10 protein-coding genes and 1 pseudogene are annotated in these 13,710 nt (G+C 56.8%); 2 read left to right on the top strand and 9 right to left on the bottom strand.

Going from position 1 to position 13,710, the window contains the following annotated elements:
* The first annotated feature begins 470 nt into the window (after nucleotides 1–470).
* Both NXF97_RS01095 and NXF97_RS01090 read left to right on the top strand, forming a co-directional pair.
* Nucleotides 471–2,246, top strand: coding sequence for a ribonucleoside-diphosphate reductase subunit alpha (locus NXF97_RS01095; RefSeq protein ID WP_274956132.1), 1,776 nt, complete (start codon nucleotides 471–473; stop codon nucleotides 2,244–2,246).
* Nucleotides 2,247–2,268: 22 nt separating this feature from the next.
* Nucleotides 2,269–3,228 carry a ribonucleotide-diphosphate reductase subunit beta gene (locus NXF97_RS01090; protein WP_022372454.1) on the top strand — a complete coding sequence of 320 codons (960 nt, stop codon included), beginning with the start codon at nucleotides 2,269–2,271 and terminating at the stop codon, nucleotides 3,226–3,228.
* Nucleotides 3,229–3,447: 219 nt separating this feature from the next.
* Here the strand turns inward: NXF97_RS01090 and NXF97_RS01085 are convergent, their stop codons facing one another.
* The 9 genes and pseudogenes from NXF97_RS01085 to NXF97_RS01045 form a co-directional block, all read right to left on the bottom strand.
* Nucleotides 3,448–3,702, bottom strand: a complete 255-nt coding sequence (locus tag NXF97_RS01085) for a hypothetical protein (protein WP_274956131.1) — start codon at nucleotides 3,700–3,702, stop codon at nucleotides 3,448–3,450.
* 556 nt (nucleotides 3,703–4,258) lie between these two features.
* Nucleotides 4,259–6,046: a flavocytochrome c gene (locus NXF97_RS01080; protein WP_423767304.1), complete on the bottom strand. Its 1,788-nt coding sequence runs from the start codon at nucleotides 6,044–6,046 to the stop codon at nucleotides 4,259–4,261.
* A gap of 270 nt (nucleotides 6,047–6,316) precedes the next feature.
* Complete coding sequence (locus tag NXF97_RS01075; protein WP_274956130.1) at nucleotides 6,317–6,784, bottom strand: hypothetical protein; 468 nt, start codon at nucleotides 6,782–6,784, stop codon at nucleotides 6,317–6,319.
* Between the two features lie 22 nt (nucleotides 6,785–6,806).
* A complete protein-coding gene (gene ispF / locus NXF97_RS01070; protein WP_274956129.1) occupies nucleotides 6,807–8,003 on the bottom strand; it encodes a 2-C-methyl-D-erythritol 2,4-cyclodiphosphate synthase in 1,197 nt (398 codons plus the stop codon).
* Nucleotides 8,004–8,101: 98 nt separating this feature from the next.
* Nucleotides 8,102–9,247, bottom strand: a complete 1,146-nt coding sequence (locus NXF97_RS01065; RefSeq protein ID WP_274956128.1) for a porin — start codon at nucleotides 9,245–9,247, stop codon at nucleotides 8,102–8,104.
* 366 nt (nucleotides 9,248–9,613) lie between these two features.
* Nucleotides 9,614–10,279 (bottom strand): ribonuclease HII, encoded by a 666-nt coding sequence (gene rnhB / locus NXF97_RS01060; protein ID WP_204207006.1) that lies wholly within the window; start codon nucleotides 10,277–10,279, stop codon nucleotides 9,614–9,616.
* Nucleotides 10,280–10,308: 29 nt separating this feature from the next.
* Nucleotides 10,309–11,811: a tRNA lysidine(34) synthetase TilS gene (gene tilS / locus NXF97_RS01055; protein ID WP_274956127.1), complete on the bottom strand. Its 1,503-nt coding sequence runs from the start codon at nucleotides 11,809–11,811 to the stop codon at nucleotides 10,309–10,311.
* A gap of 253 nt (nucleotides 11,812–12,064) precedes the next feature.
* A pseudogene (locus tag NXF97_RS01050) lies at nucleotides 12,065–13,027 on the bottom strand (acetyl-CoA carboxylase carboxyltransferase subunit alpha); the annotation flags it as partial.
* 53 nt (nucleotides 13,028–13,080) lie between these two features.
* Nucleotides 13,081–13,692, bottom strand: a complete 612-nt coding sequence (locus NXF97_RS01045) for a DNA-3-methyladenine glycosylase family protein (protein ID WP_074009492.1) — start codon at nucleotides 13,690–13,692, stop codon at nucleotides 13,081–13,083.
* Nucleotides 13,693–13,710 lie beyond the last annotated feature (18 nt).

The raw sequence follows: 13,710 nt of genomic DNA, 5'->3' as shown, positions 1-13,710 counted from the left end.
GGGAGTACGCCTGCACTACCGTCTCGGGGAAGTGAGTCGGTGACCGCTAAATGCTCGCGGAATGAACGCGGTGGGGATGTGCGTTCACGCCGACTGCTACATTACTCCACCTAGGCAAAAACAACTAGTCTTTCAACATGTTCAGGCAAAAATTTCGAATCAGACCTGTGCGTCCCGAACTTCGCAGGCTGCAACCGGCGAAACCCTGCGAAAACAATCCTTCAGGACGTAAAACACCCTCTGACAGAAATGTCAGTCATAGCCTTTTCTCCCGTCAGGGATATCCCGAATGGGACTGATTCATAAGAAAATTTATTGCGGCGTGATAGGTGCCGCACGATTGAAGAGAAGCCTCCGAACGTTTAAGATGGCCCCCTCAAATTCAGTCAAACAACAGCATGCTGTAGTCAAGATGAAGAATAACCACAAGCTGTTGTTTTCCAGTTATTCGTTATCGGTAAGGGAAATCCATGTCGGTCACCATCGATTTAAGCCGTGATGAGCGCTTTGATGAGCTCGGTCTGATCCGCCTGCGTGAAAGCTACATGCGTCCGGAGGAAAAAAGTCCTCAGGAGCGCCTGGCCTTCGTTGCGGAAACCTTTGCCAGCAATCCCGAGCACGCCCAGCGCATCTACGACTACGCAAGCCGCCAGTGGCTGAGTTTCTCGACGCCTATTCTGTCGTTCGGCCGCAGCAAGAAGGGCCTGCCCGTTTCCTGCTACTTAAGCTACATGGCCGACAGCGCCGAGGGGCTTGTGGACACGCTCTCCGAGGTCAACTGGCTTTCGATGCTCGGGGGCGGCGTCGGCATTCACGTCGACATCCGCAGCGCCGACGATAAGAGCGTGGGCGTGATGCCGCATCTGCGCGTCTACGATGCCGCGTGCCTTGCGTACCGCCAGGGTTCCACCCGCCGCGGCTCCTACGCCGCATTTCTCAACATTGATCACCCCGATGTGATTCAGTTTATTGAGATGCGTAAGCCCACGGGCGACCCCAACCTCAAGGCGCTCAACCTTCACCATGGCGTGAACATCACCGACGCCTTCATGGAAAAGATTGAAGCGAGCATGCGTGATCCGGATGCGGACGACTCCTGGGAACTGAAAGACCCCGCAAGCGGCAAGGTCATTCAGACCGTGAGCGCGCGTGAATTGTGGCAGCGTATTCTTGAAATGCGCATGCACACCGGTGAGCCCTACCTCGTCTTTATCGATACGGCGAACAAGGCGCTGCCCTCATGGCTTAAGGATAAGGGCCTCAGGATTCACGGCTCCAACCTCTGCACGGAAATTTTCCTGCCGACGAACCCCAAGCGCACGGCCGTGTGCTGCTTGTCGTCCGTCAACCTCGAGTACTACGACGAGTGGAAGAACGTCCCGGGCTTTTTCGACGATGTGATGGAGCTTCTCGATAACGTCCTGCAGTACTTCATCGACCATGCGCCCTCCACCATTGAGCGCGCCCGTTATTCGGCCCTGCGTGAACGAAGCGTGGGCCTGGGAGCCATGGGGTTTCATGCCTACCTGCAGAAAAACAACATTGCCTTTGAAAGCGTGATTGCGAAAGTCGTGAACCGTGAAATGTTTGCCCGCATCCAGGAAAACGTGATGGCTGCGGACAAAAAGCTCTGCGAAAAGCGCGGGCCCAATCCCGATGCCGCCGACTCCGGTGTTGCACGCCGCTTTTCTCTCACGATGGCCGTGGCCCCGAACGCCTCGAGTTCCCTCATCATGGGCGGCACGAGCCCCTCGATTGAACCGTACCGCGCCAACGTCTACCGTCAGGACACGATTTCGGGCGCCTACATTGTGAAGAACCGGTTCCTCAAGGCTGAACTCGCCCGCCGGGGCCTGGACACCGATGATGTCTGGGCGGATCTCACGGCGCACGACGGCAGTATTCAGCACCGCACCGATATTCCGGACAACATCAAGGCCGTTTATAAGACCGCCCAGGAAATCGATCAGCGCTGGATTATTGAATTGGCCGCCGACCGCCAGAAGTTCATCGATCAGGGCCAGAGTGTGAACCTCTTCTTCCCCGCTGACGTCGCGATTCCGTACCTGCACGCCTGCCACTTCATGGCATGGAAAAAGGGCCTCAAGTCCCTTTACTACTGCCGCAGCGATAAGCTCAGAAAAGCCGACCGCGTGGGACAGGTGGCCGTGCGTAAGCGCATCGAAGACGAAATCGACATGAAGAGCGTCGCCGATGACACGACCTGCCTTGCCTGTGAAGGGTAACCGAAGAAAGGATTGAACGAAAATGCTCACCACATCCCGCAATTACTACAAGCCCTTCTCCTACCCCTGGGCCTACGACGCTTTTGTGCAGAGCGAACAGATGCACTGGCTCTGGACGGAAGTGCCGATGATTGAGGACGTCAAGGACTATACCCTCAAGCTCACCGACAGTGAGCGCGACTTTCTCACCAAGATCCTGCGCTTTTTCACGCAGGGCGACATTGACGTTTCAGGGGCCTACGTGAAAACGTATCTGCCGCAGTTTCCGCAGCCCGAAATCCGCATGATGCTCTCAAGCTTTGCGGGCCGCGAAGCCGTGCATATCGCCGCCTACTCGCACCTCATTGAAACGCTCGGGATGCCCGAGACCGTTTACAACGAATTCCTGCAGTACGAAGCGATGGCTGCCAAGCACCACTTCTTTGAAGAGTGCTTAAACGACGAAAACGAGCTTGCGGCGCAGATTGCCGCTTTCTCGGCCTTCACCGAAGGCATGCAGCTCTTTTCGAGCTTTGTGATGCTCTTGAACTTCACCCGCAACGGCGCGATGAAGGGCATGGGCCAGATCATCAGCTGGTCGATTGCCGACGAGACGCTGCACACCGACTCGATGACGAAACTTTTCCGTGAGTACATCAAGGAAAATCCGAAGCTCTGGAATGATCGGCTCAAAAAGCGGATCTATTCCATTGCGGAAACGATGGTGGACCTCGAAGACCAGTTCATTGCTCTGGCGTTCGGCGTAAGCGAAATGAAGCGCTTGACCAAGAAGGACGTCGAGGACTATATCCGCTACATCGCAGACCGCCGTCTCATGGGCCTCGGGATGAAGCCCATCTTTAAGAGTGAAAAGAATCCCCTGCCCTGGGTTGACGCAATGCTCGGGGTCACGCACACGAACTTCTTTGAAAACCGTGTCGTGGACTATGCGCAGGGTGCTTTAACCGGTACTTGGGGTGACGTCTGGGGCTCTGCCAAGTAAGGTAAGAGCCGGCTTTGCCGGTTCTCCCCGCGTCAAGCGGCCCGCCTTCTTTTGAGAAAGTGCGGGCCGTTCATTTTCTGTGCCCGGGCCGGCGGCCGAATCGGATAGGAGGCGGGGCTAGGCCCCGCCGTCCTTCCACACCACCGCCCGTACCGATCTGGTAGGCACTGCTCACGCAGTGTTTTACGGCGGTTTTCATAGTTTTACCTTCCCATACCGTTAACTCGGTATAGATAGCCGTTTCACGGGAGAAGGGCGGTATTTACCCGTCAGAATCGCACTCCTAAGCTCGCCCGGATGCGCAAAGATGTACGCTCGAATTTCTTCAGTCGTCATCCCGTCGACACCGGGAGCACCTCTGTTGCTCTCGACGCGTTTGAGCGCCGTGAGCAGGTTTTCAGTGCTCAGTATCGCTTCAAGTGTGATCCCCGTGAAAGCAGGCGGGGTATGTGCGGTGTTTTCCATGTCCATCACGGTCGTTGCGCCCTCCTGAGTTCCTCTTCCCATTCCGTGGGTACCAAAACTCAGACAGGTTTCTTATGTTTTCTGCGCCATGCGACTTTGTGTCTACGGCACCGTACTCCTATAAATTTGGTCCTTCGTCAGGTACTGCCCTGCTTACTATGACCGTTGCTGACTACTCACGGCAAGCTTTACTCCGACAATGCTGTTGCATTGAAGTCCGTGAGTCCTCCTCGGGTAAGAACGCGTCCTTTCCCACCATGTACCTGCTGCATTTACACCTCGGATTCCGTGTAGCTTCGGGCTTCATCTTGTTTAGCAGACTTACCCATCTTCAAATGCCTTATGCAGTTTCTGTACGTCAGGTCAGTGGTTTGCCTCCAGCTTCCTTCAGATCCCGCCTCGCGGCGGACACCCTTGCTCTTGGCTATGTGCTTGGTGCTACCCCCTGCACTCGGGACTTTCACCCGTTAGAACGCGCTCATGCCGAGCGCACTAAAAAGGCGGCAAGGTCCAGTAAAACCCTGCCGCCCGATCCGCTTACGAGTCAGTCAAGACTTTATACGGATCAGAGCCCTTTGGCCGCATTGGCGCCCGCCGTACGGCCGAAGGTCATGACGTCGGCGATGGCGTTGCCGCCCAAGCGGTTGGAGCCGTGGATGCCGCCGGTGACTTCACCCGCGGCGTAAAGCCCCTTGATCACCTTGCCCTCGGTGTCAATCACCTGGGCCTCCGTGTTGATGTGGAGTCCCCCCATCGTGTGGTGCACGGTCGGAACCTTCTTACAGGCGTACCATGGGCCTTCGGTCATCGCACGGTCGGCCTTGTTGTTGGCGACAAAACCGTACTTATCCTTGGCGCCCTTGGTGACCACGGCGTTGTAGCCGGCGACAGCGGCCTTGAGGTTCTTGGCGTTCATGCCGGTCTTGGCGGCAAGTTCGTCAAGGGTATTTGCCTCCACCACGGCGCCCTGCGCGACCATGTTTTCAATCGTGGCGCCGTTGGCGTCGACAAATGTGCGGCTCGGATAACGCAGATGGTTCACAAGGACCCAGTAGGTGGAGTCCTTCTGCGCGAAAATGGCCTTGGCAAGCGTATCGCGCGCTGCACCTTCGTTCACGAAGCGGTTGCCGTCAAGGTTGACGAACAGGCGGTTTCTGCCCGAGGTACGGATGTTTTCCATCAAACCGGTACCCGGCGTGCCGCAGGGGTGAATCTGAATGTCGGACATGCCGATGACGTCAGCGCCGACAGCCTTCCCCATGACAATGCCGTCCCCCTGCGCGGCCTTGGCGAGGTTTGTGCAGCCGATGGAGCTGTCAAGCTTCACTTCTTTCCAGACGCCCGTGTTGACTTCCTGCCTGAGCTTAATGTTGGCGCCGAACCCGCCGGTCGCAAGAATCACGGCGTTTTTAGCGTTCACGGTCACAGGCCGGCCCTTATTGTCGGCAATCACCGCCGTGACGCGGCCGTCTTTGTATACGAGCTTTTTGGCAGCCGTGTCGGTCAGAACCGTAATCGAGTCCTTGTGTTCGGCAAGGTACTTCTCAAACACACGGATGTAGGAGTTTCCGGACGGCGTTGTCGGATAGTGGCTTCTCTGCCAGAGAGCCCCCGTGGCAGTGCCGACTTCTTTTTTGAACTGAACGCCGAGCTTTTCCATCCAGTGAACCGACCCAAGGGCATTATCCGTCAGATAATGCACAAGCTTGGGATCGCCCACGTTGTGGCCGCCCTTCATCGTCTGGTCATAGAACTTCTGCACGGAGTCATCAATCCCCTGAGGCCCCTGGCGCTGGGGATCCGGCGCATTTAAGGCGCCTTCAGAAACGTTGGTGGAGCCGCCCAAAAAGCCCATCTTTTCCAAAATCACGACCTTGGCGCCGTTTTGGTTCGCGGAAATCGCTGCGGCAAGCCCTGCGCCGCCACCGCCGATCACCACCACGTCACCCTGAAGCGTCACAGGGGCCGTTGCGTGTTTTTCGACGTTTTTCTGCCAGGCCTTGAGGTCGCCGCCCGCTTTTTCAATGCAGGCGCCTACGGCGGCTTTAAGCGACATCGAGGAAAGCGAAGCGCCGGTAATTGCATCAACACCCAGGGACTGATTCTTCAGAATCTTGTCTGTCATGAGCTTTAAGGCGACTTTGCCCACGCCGATCGTTTCGAGGTTTTTACTGGTGTCAATCGCGGTGATGCGGTTGTCTTTAATCGTGACCTTGACGGTCATCGGGGCGTTGTGGCCCGGGACGACTTCGGTGTAGGTGCCGTCCTTCATGCCGCTCTGATTGGTGGAAGCACAGGCGCACAGCAACATGGCTGCCGCAAGCGCTGTGAGCTGACCCTTACGAATCATCATTCGTCTCTCTCCTTCCGCAAGTTGTTTGGAAGCGGCAGAGGATACTGATACAACGGGAAAAATCCTCTGTCTTCGAGACTGAATGTAGGGGGTTAAAAGCGAATGTTGTTAGGGTGTTTTACTTAGTTTTGATGTGTTATGTCAACACGGAAGGAATTTTGTCTCAACACAGCAAAAAGCAAACGTGCAGAAAACGCGGGACGCGAAAAAAGCGGCTTAAACCCAGGGGGGGGGGTAAGCCGCTGTTGGTCTCCGGCAGACAAACGGCTGTTACTTCTTTTTCTTCCCTTCGGGGACTTTGCCTGTGATCGCGGCTTCGCCGAGCTCAAGCCAGGTCTTACGGGCGTAACGGAGTACCAGGTAGAGAACAACCGCCGTCACGACGCCGTAGAACAGCGCAATCCAGATGTCGCCCTTCCAGAGGCCGATTGCCATGCCGACACCGGCAAGAAGCGAAATTCCCTCACTCCAGCCGAAGGACGTGGCTTTTTTTACCTGTGCTACGTCAACGCCTGCGAGCTCCTCGGCGCTGATGATGCGCTGCGGAAGGTCGGGTTCGGGCGTGATTTCGCCGTGCTCGGCGGGAACGGCAATGCCTCTGTCGCGGCAGACGCGCTGCAGGGCCTCAAATTCACTGGTGGTCATTGACGACTTAAAGCGCTCAAGAATCTCGCCTTCGGGGGCCTGGGCGAGTTCTGAGGCCATGGCACGGACTTTTTTGCGGTTGACTTCAGGCATAACAAAACCTTTGGTTAATAATCTAGACGCGGGCCAAAAGGACGGTGACGAAAGCACTCATCCCCTCTTCCCGGCCTTCAAACCCGAGTTTTTCGTTGGTCTTGGGTTTGACGGAAATGCGGCTGACATCCACAGACATAATGCGGGCAATGCTTTCGCGGATGGCTGTGAGATGTGGGTTGATCTTGGGCTTTTGGGCAATGAGAACCGCGTCGAGGTTCACGAGTTCCCAGCCTGCGGCGCGCACACGCACGAAAGCGTCTTTGAGTAAAACGCCGCTGTCGGCACCCTTGTAGGCGGGATCGGTGTCCGGGAACAAAATCCCGATGTTGCCCAGGTTGGCGGCGCCCAACACGGCGTCCGTGACGGCATGCAGCAGCACATCCGCGTCACTGTGACCGTCAAGGCCCTTCGTGTGGGGAATCGTGACGCCGCCAAGAATCAAAGGACGCCCTTCGACCAGACGGTGGGAGTCATAACCGATGCCGGTACGGATTTCGGGGAGCATCGGCTTCTGAGAGTTTTCAAACATCATGCGGGCCAAAGTTAAATCAGCGGGTCTTGTTATTTTAAAGACCGAGGGCTGCGCTGCAACAACGCTTACGCGGCCGCCCGCGGCCCGAACGGCGCTTGACTCATCCGTGACGTCGGGGTGTTTCTCAAGTGCATTTAAAAGCGCCAGCCCGGCAAAGGCCTGCGGTGTTGCAATGCGCCAGAGATGCTCGCGGGAAATGTCCTCAGTGATGACGTCGTCAGCATCGGTGCGCTTAACGGTATCAGACACAGGGACCGCCAGCACAGCGCCGGCTGAAGGTCCGTGTTTAAGGATATCGGTTTTGGCTTTATCAATGAGCTCTGTGACGTCGTCGGGATCCACGAGGGGCCTTGCGGCATCGTGCACCAGGACGAGCGCATCTTTGAGTGTCTCCGTTCCGATTGCTTTGAGCGTATTTAAAACCGTTTCACTGCGCGTGGCGCCGCCCGTGCGGAAGAGTTCGGCTTTGCCCAGGCCAAGATCCGCGGCATAGCCGTCGGAGGGGCTTACGCCCACCACGATGCGGTTAATCTGACTGACGGCAGAAAGCGAAGCAATGCACGCCTGAAGCACCGTTGGCGTTGAGTCACCGGCGATCGACAGGTACTGCTTGGGATGATCAGCTTTCATCCGGCTGCCCACACCCGCGGCAGGAATGACGGCAATGACGGATTTAAATTCCATGGATGAAAGCCTCACGTTTATGGGATACAGAAAACCCCTCCTCGGCCGAAACCAAGAAGGGGTTTAGGGCTAAAGACTACGCAAGTCTAATCAAAGGATTAGAACTTGTGGAGAAGACCGAACATAACCTGGGTGGTCTTGAAGTCCTTATCACTGGTCGTGTTGTCAGTGATGTAGCCGTCTTCCATGCTGGTCTGCATGTAACCGGCACCAGCGTAAAGGTTCGTACGCTTGGAGAACGGATAGGTGTAGCCGACCTGGATGATGTAGGCGTCAGCAGAAATCTTGGCATCTTGCGTGTTGTAGTTCACATCGCCCTTACCGTAACCGGCACTGACGAGGAACTGACCGGCACCGATCGGGGCCGTGGCACCAACGTTCACACCGAAACCATCAAAGGAATAGCGCCATTCATTTCCTCCGACGAGCTTAGCGTAGTTAGCCTTCATGCCGGCATAGTTAGGAGCCGCCTTGAAATACTGACCAGCGAGGAACACTTTGGCAACGCTGAAATCATAAGAACCGCCGAGATTGATGGTGTAGGAATCATCGTACTGGCTGTCATCGTACACGGTCGTGCCGGCAACACTCTTCTTGTTCAGGTATTCAACCAAACCGAGCACCTGGAGGGCACCGAAGTCAGCCTGAGCGCCGAGAGAGAAGAGACGATCATCGCCAGATTCGTTTTCAGTAGTATTACCCATGGTGTACTGAGCGTAAACCGTGACCGGACCAACCTTCGGGGAAACATAGGCTAAGGCGTTGTTGTAGCGGCTATCGTAGTTGGCCGTAACGGCAAAGTGACCGGCCATCTTGCCCCAGCCCGAACCAAAGGGGCTCACGCTGCCCGCGTAGAAACCGACAGAGCCGGCATCAGAACCGATACGACCCATACGACCGGCGTAGATGCTGCCGAAGGGGCCGGACACACGAAGCGTCGCTTCACGTCCAAAGATGCCACCGGCGCCCAGAGCACCGGTGTCGGCGTCGAAGCCGCTTTCCAGTACGAACCCAACCTGGTAGCCGTTACCAAGGTCCTCAGAACCTTTCAGGCCCCAGCGGTTGCCGCTGGAAAGACCGGAATCGAGCGAAAGGGTATCCTTGGCATCAGACAACCCGGTTTCATCGTAATGAACATAAGAAAGGCCCGTATCAATACGGCCGTACACATCCACGTTCGCTGCAAAAGCGGAACCTGCAACACAGGCGCCGAGCACAGCAACAGCAATCAACTTCTTCTGCACTTGGAATTCTCTCCTTTAATTAGCGGATTCAGCCGCCCAAGCCTTTTGATGCCTGAGTCGGCTCACCGTTAGTGCGACTGTATCGGATTTTTTCCGGCAAGCGCAAATAATCTGTTTGTCTTATTTGAGGTATTAACCGTGTTTTTACTGTTAAATCAGACGGTAAAACACTTTTCCAGCCGATAAAATCTTTTGGGTATTGATATTACTCTATTGATTTAATTAAAGAATTAGTCAGTGCCCTTCTCTGACGGAATGTGGTTGACGGCTCATTTCCAAAAATAAAGATCTGGTTTTCATTTGTTGTTTTTAAGCAACAAAAAGCCCGGATCTCTCAGGATTTCCGGGCCTCATAAATACAGGGTTTCAGCTTAATTCAAAGGCGGGCCTTTCTCCTTTTTTGGCCTTGCGCTTTTCCTTGGCTGAAGCAACGCCCAGGATCGAGGCAATCGGCTCAAAGGTTTTGCGGTGCTCAGGACACACGCCCAGGCGCTTAATCGCGTCGATGTGTTCTTTAACGCCGTAGCCCTTATGTTTGGCAAAGCCGTAACCGGGATAGCGGAGATCGAGCTCATCCATGCGGTGGTCACGCGTTGTCTTGGCAAGAATGCTTGCGGCGGAAATCGCAGCCACCTTGTCGTCGCCCTTTACGATGGCGTTTGCCGGGTACGGAACTTCCGGGAGGCGGTTGCCGTCCACAAGCACCAGTTTGGGTTCAATTCTTAAGCCCAGCACTGCACGGCGCATCGCGAGCATGGTGGCTTTAAGGATATTCATTTCCTCGATTTCTTCGACCGAGGCATCCGCCACACACCAGCAGAGGGCCTTGGCTTTGATTTCTTCAGCCAGTTCATCGCGGCGCTTGGCTGTGAGCTTTTTGCTGTCTCTGAGGCCTTCGATCGGTTCATCGGGATTCAAAATCACGGCTGCGGCGTAGACAGCCCCGGCTAAGGGGCCTCTGCCCGCCTCATCCACCCCCGCGATGAGGTCGCCCGAGTCAACGAGCATCATGTCGTTAAAGAGGTCGTCCATGCGGGACGCCACAGCCTTTTTTGCCATCCTCAGACTCCCAGCAGCGGTTTATCCGGCACCCATTCAAGCTTGATGCGCTCCCGGATGAGTTCGGGGTCGGCGATGTACCGTACGTCCCCTCCGAGCCCCGCGGCAAAAATGAGGCGGCCTCCGAGCCAAAGAAGGGGTAAGGACCCCCTTTCAAAACTCGGGATTTTTAAAGCCTGATAAAGGTGCTTGAGATTGCGGCTCGGCCGCAAAGCCCAGAGCTTGAGTTTTTCGCCGCCACGTCTGGACCGCACAAACAAAGGCCCCTCTTTTAATTTTTGAGCATCAAAGCCGGCTTCGCCTTCTTCGCACGGTATAAACCGCAGTACCCCGCCCCAGAGTCCCAGGCTTATCTCGGATTCGCCCTTCCAGACAAGATCCATGTCGCGGGAGACATCGCGGTTTACAGGATCGCAGTCACGCAAAACGAGGTCCGCGCCCCAGCGGCGGATTTCGCGGCCGTCACAGCGGATCGTAAGGCGGCTGTCGTTGTGCGTTTCCCTCACCTGCCGCAGTGCCTCAAAAAGCCGGACTTTGGACGGGGGGCGCACGCCTTCAGCGGCAAGCCAGCTTCTCAGACACAGAGCCTGGCGCGCGACCGGCAGCATCAGAAGCTTGGCAATGACGAGCGAATGGCCGTCAGCGGCACGGCACAGCGCCACATCATCGCTTCCGACGCTTTTCATGACGTCCGCGGCCTGCGCCACAAGCGTGACGCTTCGCGCGGCAGCCGCGCGCCAGCCGGGTCTTACGGCATCCAGTTCCGGAAAGACCTTGTTGCGGATGAGGTTACGTAAAAAACGGTTGTCGGCGTTACTGTCGTCCTCGACAAACGTGAGCCGCGCCTTTTTGACGTAGCTCTCGATTTCTGAGCGCGCCACATCAAGCCAGGGCCGCGACAACACGAGGCGCTCGGTTAAAGCCGCGCTTTCCATCGTGCGCACGGGACTCATAGCGGAAAGCCCTTCGGGACCGGCGCCTCTCATCCACTGAATGAAGAAGGTTTCGATGCGGTCGTCGAGGTGATGCCCCGTCATGATCACATCGGAATTCGTTTCGTGCGCAATGCGCTTCAAGGTCTGATAACGGGCCTCACGCGCGGCGGCTTCGATGCCGGCGGGCGACTGGCGGTTCACATAAACCTTTTCGATCCGCAGAGGCAGACGCCACTTTTCGCACATGGCTTTGGCGTGCTCGGCCCAGGCGTCGGCGTTCACGGAGAGCCCGTGGTGCACGTGCACCACCGTGATTTCAGCGATCTGCGTCTGATGCGGCTTATGGTAGAGCTTCGCCAAAATATCCACGAGGGCCGTTGAGTCACGGCCGCCCGAAAACGCCGCCACAATCCGTACCGGATTCACGGGTCTCAGACAAAACACTTCCGCGGGGCTTGCCGCACGGCGCTCGGCCACGGCGTCAACCGCGGCCTTCACGAGCTCCGTTAAGTGTTGTGCCGGGGTCGGTCCGCGCTTTGCTGCCGCCTTCTTATTCTCAGCCTTGGGCATCGGTCTTTACGGCTTTGTTAGCGGTACGGGGTTTGGCGGGCGACTTCTTTGCCGCTGCCTTTTTAACGGGCTCGGCTGCGGCACCGGCGTCGCCCTCATCCGCCTTTTTGGAGCGGGGCTTGCGGGCTGCGGGCTTTTTGGCGGCCGGCTCGGCTTCGGTTTTATCTTCGGCCTTGGCTTCCACGGCGTCCACGGCTGTGAGCGCCGCGGCTTTCAGGGTTTCCGCCGTTTTCTTTGCTTCGGCTTCAGGGGTTTGAACCGTTTCAAAGCGCCCGTAACTCATGATGCGCGCAAGACGCCGCTCACGCAGTTCATCCGATGAAAGGCTCATGACTTTGCGCAGTTCATCAATCAGGGTCTTTTTAAGTGCCGCTGCCATGAGCTTCGGATCACGGTGCGCGCCGCCCAGGGGTTCAGGGATCACTTTATCCACAAGCCCGAGCGTTAAGAGTTTGTCTGAGGTAAGCGCCAGGGCTTCCGCGGCCTGCGGCGCCTTGTCCGCGGACTTCCAGAGAATGGAGGCGCAGCCTTCGGGGCTGATCACGGAATAAGTCGCATACTGCAGCATCAAAACGACGTCGGCGACGGCAATTGCAAGCGCTCCGCCCGAGCCCCCTTCCCCGATAATCGTGGCAATCACGGGAACGGTGAACTTACTCATCTCAAGAATGTTGCGGCCGATGGCTTCGGATTGGTTGCGTTCTTCGGCGCCGATTCCCGGATAGGCCCCGGGAGTGTCCACAAACGTAAAGACGGGAAGTCCGAACTTTTCAGCTAGTTTCATGAGCCTCAGGGCCTTGCGGTAGCCTTCCGGGCGGCTCATGCCGAAGTTGCGCTTCGTGCGCTCACGGGTGTCGCGCCCCTTCTGGTGCCCGATCACCATCACGGGGTGTTCGCCCAAACGGGCCAGGCCCCCGATGATCGACTGATCATCGGCAAAGGTACGGTCACCGTGGAGTTCATGAAAGTCTTCAAAAACGGCATCCACGTAGTCAAGCGTGTACGGGCGGTTGGGATGGCGGGCGACCAAAGCCGTCTGCCAGGGCGTGAGCTCCCGGTAGATTTCCGCGGTCTTTTGCGTCATTTCGCGCTCAAGCCGCGCAATTTCGCTTTGGTGCTCCGTGCCGTTTTCCAGAGCGTCGTTTTCGAGTTTTTCGATCTGTGCGTCGATTTCACCCAACGCTTTTTCAAATTCAAGGAAAACTTTCTTCGACATAAGGTTTATCCGTTCGTTTTTGGCGGAAAGCGGGGCTTTCCGGGTCAATGTAATCAGTACTGTACGGGCGTTTGAGTGCGGCTCCGCCACAAAAGCCACGTGGCGGCCGTCCTGTAGGGTTTCCAAGCTTCTGAGAGCTCCCGGGCCTTTTCAACCGACCCGTAAAGGGCTTCGGCCGCTTTTTTAACGCCGAAATCGTCCACGGGGAAAACGTCCGGGCGGTTAAGCCCGAAAATCATCACCATGTGCGCGGTCCACGGGCCCACGCCCGGAAGGTCATCGAGCCTTGCAAGAATCTCGGCGTCGGTTAAGGGGTTAAGCGCTTCGGGCGTCAGTTGCCCGGTCATGAAGCCCCCTGCCAGAGCCCTTAAAGCCTTCACTTTGGTTTTGGTGAGCCCCAACGCCGCGAGCGCCGTTTCGTCCGCGGCAACAAGAGCGCGCGCAAGTTCTGCGCCTGCCGTATTGCCCGCAAACGCAAGCACCCGGCTCTGCGCGGCTTTAGCGGCGCTGTTATGCACCTGCTGACCGCAGACGGCACGCACCATCGAGCGCATCAGGTCATCGGTTTCCTGCAACGCCTCTTCGCGGCAGGATTCAATCACGCTCTGCAGCACGGGGTCGCGCGCGACGACTCTTAACGCATCAGCCCACCAGGCAACGATCATAGAAATTCCGCGAGGAAA

Source organism: Duodenibacillus massiliensis, assembly GCF_928721995.1.
GTDB classification, from domain to species: Bacteria; Pseudomonadota; Gammaproteobacteria; order Burkholderiales; family Burkholderiaceae_F; genus Duodenibacillus; species Duodenibacillus massiliensis.
Note: the sequence above shows the minus strand (reverse complement) of the source record. Positions and strands in the feature narration are given on the sequence as shown.